Source organism: Murimonas intestini (assembly GCF_024622195.1).
GTDB classification, from domain to species: Bacteria; Bacillota; Clostridia; order Lachnospirales; family Lachnospiraceae; genus Murimonas; species Murimonas intestini.
The window spans coordinates 1-18,529 of the sequence record NZ_JANKBI010000004.1; the positions used below are offsets into that span (position 1 = coordinate 1).

The 18,529-nt window shown below is 46.8% G+C and carries 15 protein-coding genes and 3 pseudogenes; 3 read left to right on the plus strand and 15 right to left on the minus strand.

Features of this window, described 5'->3' with window-relative positions; genetic code table 11:
* Positions 1-330: 330 nt before the first annotated feature.
* Positions 331-804, minus strand: a complete 474-nt coding sequence (locus NSB28_RS07875) for an LURP-one-related/scramblase family protein (protein WP_109626383.1) — start codon at positions 802-804, stop codon at positions 331-333.
* A gap of 247 nt (positions 805-1,051) precedes the next feature.
* Between NSB28_RS07875 and NSB28_RS07880 the strand changes: the two genes are divergently transcribed.
* The gene (locus NSB28_RS07880; RefSeq protein ID WP_243134899.1) at positions 1,052-2,113 is read left to right on the plus strand and encodes an NUDIX domain-containing protein; all 1,062 of its coding nucleotides are present in this window, start codon (positions 1,052-1,054) and stop codon (positions 2,111-2,113) included.
* A 22-nt stretch (positions 2,114-2,135) separates the two neighbouring features.
* On the opposite strand, the gene NSB28_RS07885 is transcribed toward NSB28_RS07880, so the two are convergent.
* From NSB28_RS07885 to NSB28_RS07895, 3 genes are read right to left on the minus strand one after another with little or no spacing between them, the layout of a single operon-like run.
* A complete protein-coding gene (locus NSB28_RS07885; RefSeq protein WP_109626384.1) occupies positions 2,136-4,010 on the minus strand; it encodes an aryl-sulfate sulfotransferase in 1,875 nt (624 codons plus the stop codon).
* Between the two features lies 1 nt (position 4,011).
* Positions 4,012-4,332, minus strand: coding sequence for a thioredoxin family protein (locus NSB28_RS07890; protein WP_109626385.1), 321 nt, complete (start codon positions 4,330-4,332; stop codon positions 4,012-4,014).
* 55 nt (positions 4,333-4,387) lie between these two features.
* On the minus strand, positions 4,388-5,431 hold the full coding sequence (locus NSB28_RS07895; protein WP_257497661.1) for an NAD(P)/FAD-dependent oxidoreductase: 1,044 nt from the start codon (positions 5,429-5,431) through the stop codon (positions 4,388-4,390).
* 64 nt (positions 5,432-5,495) lie between these two features.
* Here NSB28_RS07895 and NSB28_RS07900 point away from each other — a divergent pair, with 64 nt between their 5' ends.
* Positions 5,496-6,173: a Crp/Fnr family transcriptional regulator gene (locus NSB28_RS07900; protein WP_187374297.1), complete on the plus strand. Its 678-nt coding sequence runs from the start codon at positions 5,496-5,498 to the stop codon at positions 6,171-6,173.
* On the opposite strand, the gene nspC is transcribed toward NSB28_RS07900, so the two are convergent.
* The 5 genes and pseudogenes from nspC to NSB28_RS24970 all read right to left on the minus strand — a co-directional run.
* Complete coding sequence (nspC, locus tag NSB28_RS07905) at positions 6,170-7,339, minus strand: carboxynorspermidine decarboxylase (protein ID WP_243134901.1); 1,170 nt, start codon at positions 7,337-7,339, stop codon at positions 6,170-6,172. The genes NSB28_RS07900 and nspC overlap by 4 nt on opposite strands.
* Positions 7,340-8,542, minus strand: coding sequence for a saccharopine dehydrogenase family protein (locus NSB28_RS07910; protein WP_109626387.1), 1,203 nt, complete (start codon positions 8,540-8,542; stop codon positions 7,340-7,342).
* A 72-nt stretch (positions 8,543-8,614) separates the two neighbouring features.
* Positions 8,615-9,472 carry an agmatinase gene (gene speB, locus NSB28_RS07915; protein WP_109626388.1) on the minus strand — a complete coding sequence of 286 codons (858 nt, stop codon included), beginning with the start codon at positions 9,470-9,472 and terminating at the stop codon, positions 8,615-8,617.
* Positions 9,462-10,313 carry a polyamine aminopropyltransferase gene (gene speE / locus NSB28_RS07920; RefSeq protein ID WP_109626389.1) on the minus strand — a complete coding sequence of 284 codons (852 nt, stop codon included), beginning with the start codon at positions 10,311-10,313 and terminating at the stop codon, positions 9,462-9,464. Before speE ends, speB begins: the two co-directional genes overlap by 11 nt.
* Positions 10,314-10,348: 35 nt before the next feature.
* Positions 10,349-10,453, minus strand: a pseudogene (locus tag NSB28_RS24970) (DUF6783 domain-containing protein); the annotation flags it as partial.
* Between NSB28_RS24970 and NSB28_RS24975 the strand changes: the two are divergent.
* Positions 10,430-10,591 (plus strand): annotated as a pseudogene (locus NSB28_RS24975) (DUF6783 domain-containing protein); the annotation flags it as partial. The pseudogenes NSB28_RS24970 and NSB28_RS24975 overlap by 24 nt on opposite strands.
* Here NSB28_RS24975 and NSB28_RS07925 read toward each other — a convergent pair.
* The 6 genes and pseudogenes from NSB28_RS07925 to dapB form a co-directional block, all read right to left on the minus strand.
* Positions 10,519-11,961: pseudogene (locus NSB28_RS07925) on the minus strand (aminotransferase class I/II-fold pyridoxal phosphate-dependent enzyme); the annotation flags it as partial. The pseudogenes NSB28_RS24975 and NSB28_RS07925 overlap by 73 nt on opposite strands.
* An 18-nt stretch (positions 11,962-11,979) precedes the next feature.
* Complete coding sequence (gene speD, locus NSB28_RS07930) at positions 11,980-12,753, minus strand: adenosylmethionine decarboxylase (RefSeq protein ID WP_109626391.1); 774 nt, start codon at positions 12,751-12,753, stop codon at positions 11,980-11,982.
* Positions 12,754-13,208: 455 nt separating this feature from the next.
* Positions 13,209-14,735 (minus strand): hypothetical protein, encoded by a 1,527-nt coding sequence (locus NSB28_RS07935; RefSeq protein WP_109626392.1) that lies wholly within the window; start codon positions 14,733-14,735, stop codon positions 13,209-13,211.
* Between the two features lie 78 nt (positions 14,736-14,813).
* Positions 14,814-15,704, minus strand: a complete 891-nt coding sequence (locus tag NSB28_RS07940; protein WP_109626393.1) for a DMT family transporter — start codon at positions 15,702-15,704, stop codon at positions 14,814-14,816.
* A 30-nt stretch (positions 15,705-15,734) separates the two neighbouring features.
* Complete coding sequence (locus NSB28_RS07945) at positions 15,735-17,693, minus strand: fructose-1,6-bisphosphatase (RefSeq protein ID WP_257497660.1); 1,959 nt, start codon at positions 17,691-17,693, stop codon at positions 15,735-15,737.
* Between the two features lie 60 nt (positions 17,694-17,753).
* Positions 17,754-18,518, minus strand: coding sequence for a 4-hydroxy-tetrahydrodipicolinate reductase (gene dapB, locus NSB28_RS07950; RefSeq protein ID WP_109626394.1), 765 nt, complete (start codon positions 18,516-18,518; stop codon positions 17,754-17,756).
* Positions 18,519-18,529: the final 11 nt, after the last annotated feature.

The following is an 18,529-nucleotide window of genomic DNA, read 5'->3' on the forward strand; positions in this document are numbered from 1 at the left end:
CTTCCGTTCCATCTGTTCTTGAATTTTCTCTTGAATTTTCAAGGTTGTCTCACTATTCAATTATCAAGGTTCTTTGTTATTTCTTTGTTTTGTTGCTTTCTCATCTCTCAAGTGCAACTCTGATATCATATCAGATTGTTTCTTGTTTGTCAACTCTTTTTTTAACTTTTTTAAAGTTTTTATTGAGTTGTCTGAGCTTTGTTGTTTCCTCGCTTGAGGCAACTTTGATATAATATCATCCCCTCCAACAAATGTCAACAACTTTTTTCAATTTTTTCTGTTTTTTTCCATTTACGGTTAAAAACACATTTTTGCCCCTGTTCATGCGGATTAATCTCCACGTGAACACTTAGCTGCATCGATAGCCAGCACAATCATGAGGGAACACAGTGCATCCTCCGGGTTGAAGATCTCCATTTCATATGTATCTGTAAGGCGCAGTACCTGCTTGCTCACGCTGCATACTATATTCTGCCAGCTGTCTGTAACTGCATAATTCCATTCAAAAATATCACCGTCTACCTGCCAGCCGTTACAGTCAAGAGTAAATCTGGGCCTGAACAATGTAATTTCCTTACGTATCTCTCCAACCATCTCCTCTCCCACATACAGACGGAAGCGCGGCATAAAGGTCAGTACCTTTTCTTCTACAAGGCCAAGTTCATTTCCCGAAGCATCATATATTCGCAGTCTGTGCCCCCAGGCCAGCTCACCTTTTACAACAAATACTGTATTTCCATTTTCATCGTATATATCGTAGCTGTCAAACCACGAAAAAAGCCTCTGCTTAAATAATAATTTCATAACTCGTCTCTCCTTCTTGAGCCAGGGCTCTGCGGCACCGGATCGTTGTTGTTACAATTATACGTGGATACTGCCTCCATTGCAACAAAAAGTTACAGGTGAAGCAGAAGTCTATAACATTTCTTGCCTTATTATATATAAATATGTTAGAATTTTCGTAACTGTACTGCAGGGTGCATTTACTGCACATTCTATGAGCATGTTAACTTGGCTCATTGCCTGCGGGAATAAAGAAAGAAGGTTAAACATGGAAGAATTAAAGGCACAGCCGAGAAATATGACTACACTCTGCTATATAGAAAAAGATGGTGAGTATCTCATGCTTCACAGAGTCCTCAAAAAAAATGACGTAAATAAAGACAAATGGATCGGAATCGGAGGACATTTTGAATATGGGGAAAGCCCTGAAGAGTGCCTGCTCCGTGAAGTCAGAGAGGAGACAGGCCTGACACTGCTCCATTATAATTTTCGCGGGCTTATTACATTTATCTCAGACGATTATCAGCCTGAGTATATGTGTCTGTATACTGCGGATGAGTTTGAAGGTGAGATGATCTCCTGCAATGAAGGAATATTAGAATGGGTTCCAAAGAATAAGATCAGAGAGCTTAATCTCTGGGAAGGAGATAAAATATTTTTCAGGCTTCTTGACGAAAATGCTCCTTTTTTCTCCCTTAAGCTCTGCTATATCAATAATGTCCTGAAAGAGGCATGTCTGGACGGCAGAGAGCTTGAACTATTTGATATCCTCCTGCCAGATATGACCCCGTCTGGAAGGACAGGCGAACGTGGTACCATTCACGAGAATGGTGACTGGCATGCCACTTCCCATATCTGGGTCGTCAGGCGGAAGTCCGGTCTGAAATTTGATGTGCTTCTGCAGAAGCGCTCTTCCTGCAAAGATTCTTTTCCCGGCTCCTATGATATTTCCTCTGCCGGACATGTAAATGCAGGTGATACCTGTCTGCCCACAGCCTTAAGAGAGCTGAAAGAAGAGCTGGGCATCACAGCCCAGCCCGAAGACCTTACTTTCATAGGAATACATGATGCGGAATATAAAGGAAGTTTCTACAACAGAACATTCCATAATTGTGAACACAGCGCTGTCTATGTTTACGACAGTCCTGTGGCAGATGACAGCCTGTCACTTCAGCCCGAAGAGGTGGAATCTGTTATCTGGATGGATTATGACGAGTGCCTGGACCGCCTTAAGGATGGTTCCCTTGATCACTGCATCTTTCTGGATGAATTTCTTATGCTCGGCAATGAATACAGAAAGATCATAAAAGCTGCGTCCATCCCGGTCTGACCAGGATGGATGCAGCCGCTGTCTACGGACGGCCGCAGTCAACTGTAATGCCTGTTTCGTATTTCTCATCGTCCACGATAACCTTTATTGCATATAGCCCCCTAAGTCCCGCCTTGTTTACACTCAGAGTCACATCCCTGTCATCCTTGCTTACAAACGTCCCGCAGCACAATGCCGTCAGCTGATTTGCAGAGGTGGAGATATAATAGCCATGCTTTTCTTCTCCCTTCTCCAGAGTCAGCATGACCAGCTGCCCTTTTTCAAACGTAGCCTTGAATGTAAATCTGTCATCCTCTTCTTTTATAGAAGCTGCGTATCTGTCCGGCAGTACCTGATAACAGGAATCCATTTCAATGATAGTGTCAAATTCCTTCGTGACGCCCATATGCCCCAGCCTCTTCGCCGGCCCCGTCTTAAGATTACACATATCATGGTAGAGACTCAGTTTTTCACCTCTGTAATAGTTACCCTCCACCACCAGCTCCAGCACTACTTCATCATTCAGGACTTCCAGCGTCACGCTTCTGGTAGAGATATCGGGATCTCCCTGCATATTCGCCGCAAATCCTTCATAGGCCTCTCCCTTATAATATTGGATCCCCCCGGAGTGTACCATATAATGGCCTTCTCCGTAATATTCCACATTGCTGATATACTGTGAAAAGAAATCTGCTCCCCGCTCTTTTCCATACTGCCATACCTGTTCAATCGTCATCTCATCTGTATTTATATGGTACCGGACCCCTCTGGAGTAATTATCCTTATTCTTCAGATAATGTTCCTTTATCTTGGAGCGGTAATGCCCATTGTCAAAGCACATGACATCTCCATCAGGTGTCACTACGCATGCATGCTGTTCATACTGCCATTCAAAAGGCTCATTGACAGGTTTAAAAAAGTAAGGAAGCTTTTCTTCAGGCCAGCCAGTCGGATCACCTATGATCCAGTTCAATTTTCCTGTATCAAAATCCAGATTTATCATAGCATCCACATGGCGGCCAGAAAATGTCAGGGAGTTTGTTTTTTCATCATACCAGACTGCATTATTATGGAACCAGTCCTTTGACGTGGCGCTTCCGCTCCTGCCCTCCCCCGGTGTGAGGACATCCTTAAAATCCCAGGTTTTCAGTATTTCCCCTGACTCCCTGTCGATCAATACACACATATCCTCTACTGTATCACTTCTCAGGTCTTCAGTCAGTACAAGCAGGCTGCCGTCCGGCATCTCAAAATCATCATGGTGCGTACCCCCGGGCAGGCTGTATTCCCTGTAGATCTTGCCTGTCATACTCATTTCATAAAGGCCGCTCATATAATAAGGCATCTCGATCAGTCTCTCTGTGCTCATCAGCAGATTCCCGTTCCTGAGTCTCTTAATATCAAACACTGTGGGCACATTAATATGCCATCTGATATCCCCTCTATAATCATACGCTGTAGCCAGCTGGTTCAGGGCCGGTGATATAAATATCATCTGGTCACGAAGATATCCGGGTGAAGTCTTCATAGAAATACATACAGGCACATCCTTATCCAGCTCTTCCGTCTGGATCGTGATTGTCTTTTTCTTTCCCCTGTAGAGTTCTATCTCTACCTTATTTTCGTATCCGGCATATAGTCCCAGGACAGGCAGAATATGCTTTTGGGCTTTTGGGAAGGTATGGCGTATATCCCCGTACCTTTCTTTTCCACGGACTGTGACAGTCACCGCCGTCTCCGTATCTGTCATAAACAGCACAACTGCTGAGAGAGGCACGATCAAATAAGGATTCACCACTACCATCGGGTTATCAATTGTATAATTGCCCGCCTCAAACTCTTTGAGCATTTTATCTTCTGACTCCTGCTGCCGCTCTATAAGGCTGCGCTGATATGAATATGAGATCCTTCCTGCCATATTATTTTTCCTCCTTATATTTTTCTATCATCTTTATGATAGCCGGCTTCGCCGCAAGTCCCTGCATCCTCTCAACTTCTTTTCCTTCTTTGAGCAGGATCAGGGTCGGATAGGCTGTCACCTGAAATTCCTCCACAAGCTCTTTATTCTCATCAAAATCCACCTTTAATATTATAAGTGAATCCCCGTACTGGGCCTCAATATCTTTCAGCACATAAGAAAGCATCTTGCATGGTCCGCAGGTTGATGAGAAAAAATCTGCCAGCACAAGACTGCTGCCTCTGTATTGTTCATATTCTTTTTCTGTTATCTCTTTTAACATATGGATCCTTCTTTCTATAATTTTCTATATCTATATTATAAAGGAACGAAGTTTCCTACCTAAGGACATAGCGGGAAGCGTTCTGGGCTGCCACTGCCCCATCGCCGCAGGCCGTAATAACCTGTCTCAGGCTCTTTTCTATACAGTCTCCTGCCGCATATATCCCCGGAATACTTGTTTCCATCTCCTGGTTTACCTTTACATACGCCTGATCATCCAGAACAGAGCTTCCCTTGAGAAATTCTGTTGTGGGTTTAAGGCCGATATATTCAAAAATACCCTCACATTCCACAAATTGTTCCTGTCCGGTCTTTGCAGACTTAAACCGGACTCCCTCCAGCTTTTTATCTCCTGTAAATTCTATCACCTCCTGCCAGGGATAGATTTTCACATTTGCAAATGATCTCAGCCTGTCGCAGGCCAGCGGATCAGCAGTCAGATCCAGCATGGTGACAATAGTCAGGAATTTTACTGTTCCGGCCAGATAAATAGATTCCTGCACCGCCGAATTGCCTCCTCCGATCACCACCACATCCCGGTCTCTGTATTGTGCCCCGTCGCATATTGCGCACCAGCTGACACCATTCCCCCGGAACCTTTCTTCTCCCGGCACACCCAGGCATCTGGGCCTTGTACCAGTAGCGATGATAAGACTTTTTGCTGAAAATACCGCGTCATCCTCCTCACAATATACCAGTTTGCGTTCACCTGCATCTTCTATCTTTACAACTGTCCTGTAATCAAATTCCACCCCCATCTCCTGAGTGTGCGTATACATCTTATAAGCCAGATCAGCTCCGTTAATACTTCCAAACCCCGTATAATTCTGGATCTCATTAGTATTTATGATCTGTCCCCCATAAGACAGTTTATCCAGCATAAGAACGCGCATGCCGGCCCTCACAGCATAGATGCCCGCTGTCATACCCGCCGGCCCGGCGCCGATTATTATCACGTCATATTCCTTCATACATGTCATCCCTTTCTCTGAACTGTTTCCTCCGATTTCTACGTCTATTATAGTTCCGGGACTTCCCGTCAGAAAATAGCCCAGGTTAAGTTTCAGGTTAAGTTTCAGGTTAAGTTTATAATGAAACATCTGTACATAAAGCTCATATACATGATAAAATCGGAATTAAGAAATATGAAGGGATGTAATGAGGATGCTTAACAGAAAAATAGAAGACTATTACCGCTATGCCGAGAGGCTGGAAATTCCCAGGGGAAATTATATTTATGATTCTGATGATGACTTCAAGAGACAGCACGCCTGTCTGCTGGACAGCGGTATCTGTGCCCTGACAACATTGACAAGAGAAGGGGAGAACAAAATACATCTCTATTTTGCCCCTAAAAGAATGGTGGGCTTTGCCCAGCTCGGTGAGGAGCGTCTCTCCGAATGCATGAAACAGCTGACTGACCAGCCCATATCCATAATTGCAAAAACTGATTGTGTCATATATAAAATGAAAGGCTCAGTCTTCCACCAATTAATGAAAGAAGACCTTGCCTTCTGTAATCTGATGTATGATATCCTCACAGAGAACTACCTGAATATCTTCCAGCGCTATATACAGATGGAAGAAGCCTCAGTGCCTGTCCGCATCTGTACCCTGCTTCTGGACTACTGTGTCCTTCAGGATGGAGAATACATGCTCCCGCACTTTTTTACATATACAGAGATAGCCAACTACCTCAGCATCCATCCCGTCACTGTATCACGGGTGATGATAGCTCTGAAGGAACGGGGCTGCATCATCCGGCACGGTCAGAATGTCCTGATACAAGACCGTGCTCTCCTTGGCCGGGTGGCACACAAGGATATCATACTTAAGTATTAACAAAGCCTGTCTTTAAAATCTTCGTATCCGAATTCCCGTAACAGGCTGCAGGTGCCGTCCTCCTTCTGCAGTGCAATGGCAGGCAGCCTCATACCGTTAAATGTATTCGTCTTTACCATTGTATATATCGCCATATCTTCAAAAAGCAGCACGTCTCCCTCCTTCAGGGGTGCATCAAAAGAATAATCCCCGATCACATCGCCTGCCAGACAGGTAGGTCCCGCCAGCCTGTATGTAAACGCTTTATCTCCCGGCATCCCTGCCCCTTTAAGAGGCGGCCTGTATGGCATCTCCAGGACATCCGGCATATGGCAGGCTGCTGAAGCATCCAGTATGGCAATGTCCATGCCGTTTCGGACTATCTCCAGCACCCTTGTCCTCAAAAAGCCTGCATTCAGGGCAGCAGCCTCCCCTGGCTCCAGATAGACCTGCACTCCGTACCTGCTCTGTATCCTCATTATGCACGATTCCAGAAGCTGAATATCATACCCCGGCTTTGTAATATGATGTCCTCCTCCGAAGTTGATCCATTTCAACCCCTTAAGCCATCTGCCAAACTTCTCCTCCACTGCTGCCAGAGTCCTCTCCAGCGCATCCGCATCCTGCTCGCACAGAGTGTGGAAATGGAGGCCATCCACTAATTCCAGCATATCCGGCCTGAAATTCCCAGCCGTGATCCCAAGCCGGGAACAGGGTGAGCAGGGGTCATAGATGCCTGTCCCCTTCTGCGTGGAACATTCCGGATTGATCCTGAGCCCTATGCTGCAGCCATGGGCTGCGGCTGTTTTCCCATATTTCATAAGCTGAGGGAAGGAATTAAATACAATATGCCCGCAGAGCCGGCAGATTTCCTCTATCTCGTCTTCTCTGTACGCAGGCGAATAAATATGGTTTTCCTTTCCCATCGCTTCCGCGCCAAGCCTGGCCTCAAAGAGACCGCTGGCTGTACAGCCGTCTAAATACCTGCCCATGAAGGGATAAAGGGCATACATGGAAAACGCCTTCTGTGCCAGGAGGATCCTGCACCCCGTCCTGTCAGAGACCCCCTTTAATATTGCCATATTATGTCTGATGAGCCCCTCGTCTACAACAAAACACGGAGTCGGAAGGCCTTCCTGTCCATTCCCCATGGATACACTGCTTTTCTCTTTCATTTTCTCTTCCATCTAGTCCACCAGTTTAGGGGCCTCACTGATCTTCCAGGGCAGCCCAAAGCGGTTCAGGGCATCCATGAAAGGTGTGGGATCAAATTCCTCTACATTGTAAACACCCGGTTTCTGCCATGTCCCATTCATGACAAGCATAGCGCCTATCATGGCAGGCACGCCTGTTGTATAGGCTACCGCCTGTGAACCTACTTCTTTATAGCATTCCTGATGGTCACAGACATTGTAGATATACAGGTTTCTCTCTTTTCCTTCGCGCTTTCCCCTGAAGATACACCCGATATTAGTCTTCCCTACTGTCCTCGGTCCGAGAGAGGACGGATCAGGCAGCACCGCCTTCAAAAACTGAAGAGGCACGATCTGTTTCCCTTCAAATTCAATAGGCTCTATAGAAGTCATCCCCACATTCTCCAGGCAGCGCAGATGGGTCAGATAGCTCTGTCCAAAAGTCATAAAGAATCTTATCCGTTTGATCCCCTTTATGTTCAGGGCCAGTGACTCCAGCTCCTCGTGGTGGAGCAGATACATATCCTTCTCACCGATTTCCGGAAAATCATAGACCTTTTTGATCTCCATAGGTTCCGTCTCCACCCATCTGCCTTCTTCCCAGTAGCTTCCCTTGGCAGATACTTCCCTGATATTGATCTCAGGATTAAAATTTGTGGCAAAAGGATATCCATGGTCGCCTGCATTACAGTCCAGTATATCTATATAATTGATCTCATCAAAATAGTATTTCTGGGCATAGGCGGAGAATACCCCCGTGACCCCCGGATCAAACCCGCTGCCAAGCAGGGCTGTAATACCTGCCTCCTCGAATTTCTTCTTATAGGCCCACTGCCATTTATATTCAAATTTAGCCGTATCCTCAGGCTCATAGTTAGCTGTATCCACATAATGTGTCCTGGTCGCCAGGCAAGCATCCATTATAGTCAGATCCTGGTACGGAAGCGCGAGATTTAAGACAACATCAGGCCGCTCCTTCTCTATGAGAGCTGTCAGTTCCTCTACCTTATCTGCATCCACCTGTGCTGTAGTGATTTTTGTCTTTGTCGTCCCGTCCAGTTTTGCCTTCAGCGCGTCACATTTAGATTTCGTCCTGCTTGCAATACAGATTTCTTCAAATACTCCGCTGTTCTGGCAGCATTTTTGAATAGCCACACCTGCCACTCCGCCGCATCCGATTATTAAAGCTTTTCCCATTTTTTAATCCTCCTGTTATTTGTAGATTCGTAAATGTTAAGTACCTTCACAGTTTCATAGATTCAATGATCCTCATACTCTCAGCATAAGCAGAAGCTCTCTCAGCACCTTGCATGCTACAGCTGTAGACACGCCGCTTGCATCGTATGAGGGGCACAGCTCATTCACGTCACATGCTTTCACATCCGCCATCCTGCATACTTTGCCCAGGGCCTCCAACAGCTCAGTGAAAGTGACGCCTCCCGCTTCGGGAGTTCCTGTTCCCGGAAATACTGACGGGTCCAGCACATCCAGATCCACAGTCAGATAAACCGGCTTTCCCTGTATACTTTCAAGGCATTTTTCCAGGCCGTCAAAATCAAACTTTCTCATTTCCACATGACCCTCTTGTGCCCACATAAATTCTGACCTGTCGCCCGATCTGATTCCAAACTGATGTATCCTGCCATCTCCTGTCAGTTCCCAGCACCGTCTGAGGACACAGGCGTGTGACAGCCCGGCTCCCAGATAATCTTCCCTCAGGTCTGCATGGGCGTCAAAATGAATAATATGCAGATCAGGATATTTACTCAGCGCTGCCTTAAATGCACCAAGTGTGACCAGGTGCTCCCCTCCTATCATCACCGGCAGCTTTCCGTCCTCCAGTATGATCCCGGCTCTTTCCTCTATATCCTTAAGCGCCATTTTCGCATCCCCTATGCACAGCTCCAGATCCCCGCTGTCAAACACAGCCGCATCCTCCAGATCCCTGTCCAGATAAGGACTGTAAGTCTCCAGACCAAAGGAATCAGCCCTCATGGCCCTGCTTGCAAATCTGGTCCCGGGCCTGAAGGAAGTGGTGGAATCAAAAGGAGCTCCGAAGATCACGATCTTCGATTCCTCATAACTGGCGTCACATCCTATAAAATTCTCAATATTCCTATTCAACATCTCTTAAGAGCTCCTCCACATAATATGGCAGCGCAAATGCTCCTGCATGCAGCTGCGTAGTATAATAACGTGTTGACAGGCCCAGCATATTCCAGGCTACTGCATTCAGGTTTCTCACCGGATGGTATTTTTTTGATGCAAACCCGAACAGCCAGTGGCCTGAAGGATACGTGGGGATATGTGCCTGGTACACCCTGCTGATGTCAAAGCTCTCCACGATCCTCTTGTGCGCGCGCTGCATAGCCACCGCATCATCTTCGTAGAATGGACTCTCATGCTGGTTTACCATGATGCCGTCTTCCCGGAGCGCTTTATAACAGTTCCCATAAAATTCCTTCGTGAACAGGCCTTCCCCCGGGCCAAAGGGATCTGTAGAGTCCACTATGATAAGATCATACTCATTCTCAACAGAACGCACAAATTTAAGTCCATCCTCATAATGTATGCTGACTCTGGGATCATCCAGCCGGCAGGCTGTCCGGGGCAGATATTTCCTGCACACTTCCACAACAAGAGGATCTATCTCCACCATGTCAATATGCTCCACCCCATGATATCTTGTCAGCTCCCTGATCACCCCTCCGTCCCCGGCGCCGATCACAAGCACTCTCTTTACACCCGGGTGGACAGCCATGGGAACATGCGTGATCATCTCATGATAAATAAACTCATCCTTCTCTGTCAGCATCATATACCCGTCCAATGTGAGAAACCTGCCGAATTCTTTAGAATCAAATACATCGATCCTCTGGAATTCACTCTGTGCGCTGTAAAGCTGGCGGTCCACCCTGATAGAAAACTTTACGTTTGACGTATGCCTTTCTGTAAACCACAATTCCATATACTGTTCTCCTTTCTTTTATGGGATCATATATGTCATATCTGCGTAGAGCGTGTTTGAAAAATGCTTTCCGTGAGATGTGCGTCACAGTTTGTGGGAGATTTGTCCCGAATGAAGGAGGCGTAGCGGGCTACGTCGACTGAATGAGGGGCAAATATACCGCAAGGTGGGGCGTGCAGATCGCGGGAATGATTTTTCAAACAGGCTCTAGAACATTCAGCAGCCTGATCTTAGGATCCTCAGGTCCTGTCAGCTGGCAGCCCTTTTCCCTGGCATAGCTGATATATTCCAGGATCTCCTGTGTGATCCTCTCACCAGGAGCCAGGATGGGGATGCCAGGCGGATAGCACATAACAAACTCACTGCATACGCGCCCCGCTGTTTTTTCTATAGGCAGCTGCTCCTTAGGCGCATAGAAAGCCTCCTGGGGAGACACTGCCACCTGCGGGTTTATGTATTCCTGGGTCATCATCCCGTTTCTGCTTTTTCTGCAGAGCCTTTTGATCTCCGCAAGGGCACTGGCCAGCCTCTCTATATCCTGTTTTCTGTCTCCTATGGAGATGTAGGCCAGGATATTGCCGATATCCCCGAACTCGATCTGGATATCATAATCATCTCTTAAAATATCATACACTTCTATGCCGGCCAGCCCAATGTCCAGTGTATATACAGACAGCTTGGTCACGTCAAAATCAAATATGCTGTCCCCGTTTATCAGTTCCCTGGAATACGCGTAATATCCTCCTATCCTGTTGATCTCATCTCTGGCATAGCCAGCCAGCTCTGCCACATGCCGGAATATCTCCCGGCCGTTCATAGCCAGGTTCCTCCTTGATATATCCAGGCTTGACAGCAGCAGATACGAACCGCTCGTAGTCTGGGTCAGGTTGATGATCTGGTGGACATAGCCCGGATTCACATTCTCGCCTGACAGCAGCAGTGAGCTCTGTGTCAGGCTTCCCCCTGATTTGTGCATGCTTACTGCCGCCATATCTGCACCGGCCCTCATGGCAGCCGGAGGCATATTCTCCCCAAAATAAAAATGTGTCCCGTGGGCTTCATCAGCCAGCACCAGCATGTTATGCCTGTGGGCAAGTTCAATGATCGATGTGATATCAGAACAGATACCATAATATGTGGGATTATTGACAAGTACTGCCACGGCATCGGGATTTTCCTCTATGGCCTGCTCGACCTGGGGCACCTTCATCCCCAGAGCAATGCCAAGTCTCCGGTCCACATCAGGATTCACATAGACAGGAACAGCCCCGCAGAGAACAAGCGCATTGATGACGCTGCGGTGGACATTCCTGGGAAGTATTATTTTATCCCCTCTTTTACACGCAGTCAGCACCATGCTCTGTACTGCTGAGGTGGTGCCCCCCACCATCAGAAAAGCATGTGCTGCTCCAAATGCGCTGGCTGCGAGCTCCTCCGCCTCCTTTATCACAGACACAGGGTGGCAGAGGTTATCCAGAGGCTTCATGGAATTAACATCTATAGACAAACACCGCTCACCTAAAAAATCTCTCAGTTCCCTGTTTCCCTTGCCGCGCTTATGTCCCGGGACATCAAAGGGCACTACCCTCATTTTCCTGAACTTTTCCAGCGCCTCATAGATAGGCGCCCTTTCCTGTGTAAGGCTCATCCGTCTCCCCTTCTTTCCCTATCTCTCAACAGTATAGAGATTTCTGCCGCTGAATATCTCTATCATCTCCTGCCGGAGATTTTTTGTTATCTCCAGCCGGACCCTGGGCGGCAGCTCGTAGATATCTGTGTTAAACAGATAGTTCTGCAGATCCACGTCCTTTATCAGCATTTTTGTGTGGAACAGCTTTGCCTCGTAGACATTGATATCCACTGCGTCATACCGCTCCAGTATTCCCCCGTCTATATAATTCTGAATAGATGTGATCTCATGGTCCATAAAGAGCTTCTGGCCTTCCATATCCCTTGTGAACCCCCGCACCCGGTAGTCCATGGTGATAATATCCGAGTCAAAGCTTCCTATCAGGAAATCAAGTGTGGACAGCGGCGTGATCTCACCGCATGTGGCCACATCTATATCTACCCTGAAAGTGGCAATGCTTGTATCAGGATGATATTCCGGGTATGTATGCACTGTGACATGGCTTTTGTCCAGATGGGCAACGACCGTATCCGTATTCACAGGTATCATTGATTCATCCGCGATCAGCAGTGTCACGCTCGCCCCCTGAGGGTCATAGTCCTGGCTGGATATGTTCAGCACTTTTGCGCCTATCATATCAGATACATGTGTCAGTATCTTAGTCAGACGCTCCGAATTATACTGTTCATCAATATAAGCGATGTAATCTCTCTGCTCCCTTGGAGATTTTGCATAGCAGACATCATAGATGTTAAAACTCAATGATTTCGTCAGGTTATTAAAACCATACAGCCTCAGCTTTTCCTTCATCTTTTCTCCTTTTATGTGCATGCACGCTCTGTGTACCAAAAAAAGACACAAATGACTGGCATTAAATGCCCGTCACTTGTGTCTCAGACTTTCTCCGTTATTTTAAGATACTGCCGTATACCGGCCTGATCTGGTATTCAGGATATAGAATGAAGAATTAGAGTCTATATAGCAAACAATTTACTTTTACTACTCTTATTGACCGTTTCACAAGTTGACGTGCATCATGCACCGGTTATGAGTAACCAACTTATAAAATTTGAGCTTTTAACTCAATCAATAAGGCGGTATAGATCCGCCACTCGGCAGTTGACCCGGCTGTCCGTATGGCCTTAACTCCGAAGAGTGGTCAGTAATTATTTGCATGGAAAGCTCTAATCCAGGAACTATCTTCCATACATCTGTTAACTTATCACACACTAAATTAGATGTCAATATTTATTTTTACAGATATGTTATTCTGCTTTTCTTCTCTTTTTCCCGCTTGTAAATATAAGCTCTTCCAGCTTCCTTCTCATATCCCTCTTCTTTTCCCTCAGTATGGCCTTTCTCACACTCGTATACAGCTGCGGATATGCATGCCTTAATGATTCTTCCTTATCCAGCATCCAGATCTCCAGGACTACGAGCGCGATCTTCCTGCTGGAAGAGGCCGGTGAGACAAACGCGCACTGGAGCAGCCTTATTCCCTTTCCCGGATGCAGCCCCAGAAGACTTGTGATAAAGTTCAGCCTCTGGTACAGCTTATAATTAGCTTCAAAATACCATCTGCCGCCCATGCCCTGCTCCATCTCTTCCAGCGGAAGCCTCTCCTCAAAGAGGGAAACACATTCGTCTACCATTTTATTTTTTGCCATCAGATTCTGGCACAAATAAAAATACCTGTCAAACTCTTCCTGCATCAGCTCAAATACAAAAGGAGCATAATCTATGTCCAGGTAAGTTGCGGCGCCAAAGCCTGCCCCCCGGCAGAGCCCTTTGCTGATGATCTCACGTCCCAATGTCTGCTCCATCAGCTCTCTTGCCAGTCCCAGGCATACGGCCCAGCCTTCACCCTCCTTTTTTTCCGCATAGAGGGCAATCTTAGCTATCACATCAAAGCCTTCCGCAGAAGGGATAAATTCCTTCCGCCTCCAGAGATATGCTAAAAGCATGGGGACCGGTTCAGGATAGAGTGAGATTCCCTTTAACTGGCTCTCATCCATGATCCCTCCGATAATCATCTCCGCCCCATTCACCTCTTCTCTGGAAATGTTCTCCCTTGAGAGATATTCTGCCAGATCCACTTTTCTGGCACAGTCCAGAGCCAGGAAGGCTGAGCCTGCAGAACAGATGCAGCCCTCCGTGACGATCCATCGTTTCATGACCTCAGTTTCCGGCCTGAGAAGCCTGACAGCATAAGTCTTCCCCCATCCTCTCAGCTTTTGGGCCAGTCTGAAAATCTCATCATTGCTGTTCTTCCATCTTCCCATCAGATAGAGGCAGTAGAATGTAAATTCTTCACACACTGCAAGGCAGCGGATCACTTTTACCAGTTCCGGATTAGCTCCTGTATCCAGCACCTCCATAAACACAAGTCCAAATTTGACTGTTTCCGCATTGTCTGACTGTGTAATAATATTCCAGCAGAAGTTCATGACATGCTTCAGATACATTGTCTGACCGTTGATCCATTTTCTGAACGGCTCCATGATGGGCAGACATTTATATTTCCTGAAGTACCTCTCTGCCTTTATGGAAGCTTTCTTTATATTGCCCTGGCCCACTGCCTTTATCACACCCTTTACAGGCCCGAATGGCTGTTCCGGTATCAATGCCGGCTGATAGTGCAAACGGCTGTCATAGGCGCCGTCCACATAACACAGATACCATTCCAGATGATTTACATGCAGCCCAAAGCCTTTTGGAAGACTTCCATCCTCCAGCACTGCCTCCCTTATCCTCTTGTAAATAGCCGGATTTTTGTTATTTTTCCAACTCACAACTGTCTCTCTCCCTTATGCCAAGTATACCAAAAAGGGGAACACATTCAGCGGGCTCCCCTTTTTGACTGTAGCGGATCATCGCCCGCATGCTTCCTTTCTCAGAAAATTAAGCTTTGTCTCTGAAATAATGATTGCCGCAAATATCAGTACAAATCCAGCCGCCAGCCTGACCGTCAGCTCTTCTCCGTAGAATATCACTGAGAAGAACACCCCGAACACAGATTCCAGACTGAGTATGATCGACGCGGCTGCGGGGTGGGTATACTTCTGTCCTATATTCTGCAGCAGGAGCGCAAGTGCGGTACACCCTAAAGCTAAGAATAGTATAGCCCCTATTGTGCTTCCTGTCAAAGTCTCCGGGAAAGGTTCCGCCGCAAGAGTCACGACCCATGCCGCCAGTGCCGCGAAGCCAAACTGAAGTATGGAGATGAGGACAGGATCTTTGTCTTTTGCCAGTTTTGCAACCATGACGATATGCAGGGCATAGAAGAATCCGCCCAGGAGCGTCAGGGCATCCCCCATCCTGATTGAAAATCCTTCCGTCAGGGATACAAGCCCGATCCCTGTGAGACACAGGGCGGCTGCAGCCATATTATAGATATCAGGGCGTGTTTTATTGACTATCCAGAACAGGAATGGAACAATTACACAGTAGACTGCTGTCAGAAAAGCATTTTTTCCGGGAGTGGTATCTGTGATCCCGATCGTCTGGCTGGAGTAAGCCGCAAACAGGCAGAGGCCTATAACGGCACCCTGCCAGATATATTCTTTGTTCAGTTTCTTAAGCCTTTTCCTGAAAATCAGGGCGAGCGCCAGACAGCCAATGGTAAACCTGACTGCAAGGAGAAAATTAGGCGGTATCGTATTTACAGTATCCTTTACAACAAAAAAGGAACTCCCCCAGATAAGCGCTGCTGCAAACAGCGCCGCTCTGGAGAGTATATTTATTTTCTTTTGTCTTTCCAATGGATTATCCTCACAACTTTAATTCTTTCATTACATTTTTTCTATGATAGCGCCCTGCCTGTATGCTTCCAGCAGATGCTCCAGCTCCTGGATGCGCTCTGAGAGCTCCTGTCCGATGTCTGTATCCGCAACCAGCCTTCTCTGGCGCACAGTCTCCACTATCATACTTTCTGAATGGATGTCACTCTCATTTGCAATGGCATCTTCCACAGACACAAACGGATCATGGGCGACAAGACGGAGCCCATATGAATTATATACGAGAGTGTAGCCGGCTATTCCTGTTACTTTCTGATATGCCTTAGAAAATCCGCCGTCAATGATAAACAGCTTCCCGTTACATTTCACCGGAGTCTCTCCTTTAGACAGCTGTACCGGCATATGCCCGTTGATAATATGGGAATTTTCAGTATCCAGCCCGAATTCCTCCAGTATCTTATTTACTGTCTCCACCTTCTCGATATATGTGTAATAGGGATTCTTTTCCTCGTGGTGAGTCCTGGAATCAGCTACCAGATATCTTTCAAACGTAGTCATCTTATCTTTTCCGAATACAGGAGAATTGCCGTTGCTCCATATGTACCAGAGGATATCCTGTCCCTTGGACTTCTCCTCTTTATCAACAGCATAATACCCCTTCCTGGCATATACCTCAAGTATATCATACAGCGCTTTACCGCTGTATTTCTTCCCAAACACTTCTACCTCCCGGAAACTGCCGTCCTCGTTCAGCGGGACACAGCCATGGTAGAGGAGATTTGAATTGTATACTTTGTACATACTGCCGTGGGAATAGAGAAAACGTATATGCTTCTGCAGCTTCTCGCATTTCATGAAGGCCGTCTGCAGCCTTTCCATGATCTCCCGCTCTTCATCAGAGAGTTCATAAGGATGCTCCGGATCAATAGTCGGGAAATCTGTATCCTTCAGTTCATATGTCTCGCCTTCTATGACCACAGTCCCCGCAGACAGATCCATCTTATCAAGCAGCAGCCTGCTCTCCATGGCAAATTCCGGGCGGCGCATGATGAGCTGGCCCTCCAGTTTGAACTGGATGACAGCGATAGCCTTCTGCATCCTGCAGTCCCATTCCAGATCCTTCGTGTTATACTCGTCAGCATTATAATTGATATTAAAGCAGCTGCATTTGTCATTCCCGTAGACATTCATGGCAAAGTTGGCCAGAGGGATCAGATTGATTCCATAGCCTTCCTCCAGCATATCCAGATTTCCGTATCTGGCGGTGATCCTGATAACATTCGCTATGCTGGCCATGTGCCCTGACGCTGCTCCCATCCACACCACATCATGATTTCCCCACTGGATATCCACAGAATGATGATTAATAAGAGTATCCATAATGATATGAGGCCCAGGCCCCCTGTCAAAAATATCACCCACTATATGTATATGGTCCACCACAAGACGCTGGATCAGATTGCTCATGGCTATTATAAAATCAGAAGCACTGCCGATCCTTATAATGGTACTGAGGATAGAATTATAATATGCCTCTTTATCCTGTATCTCTTCTTTTTCCGTGATCAGCTCTTCGATGACATAGGCGAAATCCTTGGGCAGGGCCTTGCGCACCTTGGACCTGGTATACTTTGACGCCACCCTCTTGCATATCTGCACCAGACGGTGCAGTGTGATAGTATACCAGTCCTCCAGATTCTCTTCTGTTTTCTCCACCAGGTCCAGTTTCAGTTTGGGATAATAAATTAAAGTAGCCAGGCTCTTTTTGTCCCGGCTACTGATAGTATTCCCAAATTCTTCATCAATTTTCCTGCGCACGGATCCTGAGCCGTTCTTCAGCACATGAAGGAACTGCTCATATTCACCGTGTATATCTGTCAGGAAGTGTTCTGTACCTTTCGGCAGATTCAAGATAGACTGGAGGTTAATTATTTCTGTTGAAGCGCTGGCTATATTCGGATACTGCATGGCCAGGCTCTTTAAATACTTAAGTTCATAATCATATTTCACAAAAATATCCCCCTTACTTTTTATAGATCGGGATAGTATCGGGTGAACTGCAGCTATATATCAGCACTGTGAAGCAATCACATCACTCATATTATAGAACCCGGCGGGCTTGCCTGCCAAAAACTTTGCGGCCTGGACAGCTCCATTCCCGAATATAGCCTTCGAATATGCTGTATGCTTAAATTCAATCACCTCATCCACCCCGGCAAAGATGACCTCGTGTTCACCTACGATGTTGCCTCCGCGCACAGCCGAGATTCCTATCTCCCTGGGATCTCTTTCCTGCCGTACCTGGCTGCGGTCGTATGTATATGTATATTCATTGCCAAGAGCCTCGTTTAAGCTGTCCGCCATGACAAGAGCCGTTCCGCTTGGAGCATCTACTTTGTGCTTATGGTGCTTCTCCACGATCTCCATATCAAATCCCGCCGGCGCCAGCACTTTCGCTGCGTCCTGAAGAAGCTTCAGAAGTACATTCACCCCCAGGGACATATTGGCTGAACGGAGCACCGGGATCTTGCCGCTCAGTTCTCCTATCCTGGCTGTCTGTTCTGCTGACAGGCCTGTTGTACAGACTACTGCCGGGATCTTTTTCTCCTCACAGTAATCCAGAAGAGTGTCTACTGCCTTTGCTGATGAAAAGTCAATTATAACATCAGCCTCTACATCACACTTTGTAATATCTGTAAATACAGGATATCCATTATCCCTGCAGTCAACAATATCTATGCCCGCAACAATCTCGGTCTCCCCGTCATCCCGCACGATCTGTGAGATGACCTGACCCATCTTGCCGTTGCAGCCATTCATTATTATTCTTATCATATCTGTACCTT

What these genes read in the sequence shown, in the direction of transcription:
- NSB28_RS07875 (WP_109626383.1), bottom strand. Translation starts at nt 804, where the DNA reads ATGAAATTATTATTTAAGCAGAGGCTTTTTTCGTGGTTTGACAGCTAC.
- NSB28_RS07880 (WP_243134899.1), top strand. Translation starts at nt 1,052, where the DNA reads ATGGAAGAATTAAAGGCACAGCCGAGAAATATGACTACACTCTGCTAT.
- NSB28_RS07885 (WP_109626384.1), bottom strand. Translation starts at nt 4,010, where the DNA reads ATGGCAGGAAGGATCTCATATTCATATCAGCGCAGCCTTATAGAGCGG.
- NSB28_RS07890 (WP_109626385.1), bottom strand. Translation starts at nt 4,332, where the DNA reads ATGTTAAAAGAGATAACAGAAAAAGAATATGAACAATACAGAGGCAGC.
- NSB28_RS07895 (WP_257497661.1), bottom strand. Translation starts at nt 5,431, where the DNA reads ATGTTTCATTATAAACTTAACCTGAAACTTAACCTGAAACTTAACCTG.
- NSB28_RS07900 (WP_187374297.1), top strand. Translation starts at nt 5,496, where the DNA reads ATGCTTAACAGAAAAATAGAAGACTATTACCGCTATGCCGAGAGGCTG.
- nspC (WP_243134901.1), bottom strand. Translation starts at nt 7,339, where the DNA reads ATGGAAGAGAAAATGAAAGAGAAAAGCAGTGTATCCATGGGGAATGGA.
- NSB28_RS07910 (WP_109626387.1), bottom strand. Translation starts at nt 8,542, where the DNA reads ATGGGAAAAGCTTTAATAATCGGATGCGGCGGAGTGGCAGGTGTGGCT.
- speB (WP_109626388.1), bottom strand. Translation starts at nt 9,472, where the DNA reads ATGTTGAATAGGAATATTGAGAATTTTATAGGATGTGACGCCAGTTAT.
- speE (WP_109626389.1), bottom strand. Translation starts at nt 10,313, where the DNA reads ATGGAATTGTGGTTTACAGAAAGGCATACGTCAAACGTAAAGTTTTCT.
- speD (WP_109626391.1), bottom strand. Translation starts at nt 12,753, where the DNA reads ATGAAGGAAAAGCTGAGGCTGTATGGTTTTAATAACCTGACGAAATCA.
- dapB (WP_109626394.1), bottom strand. Translation starts at nt 18,518, where the DNA reads ATGATAAGAATAATAATGAATGGCTGCAACGGCAAGATGGGTCAGGTC.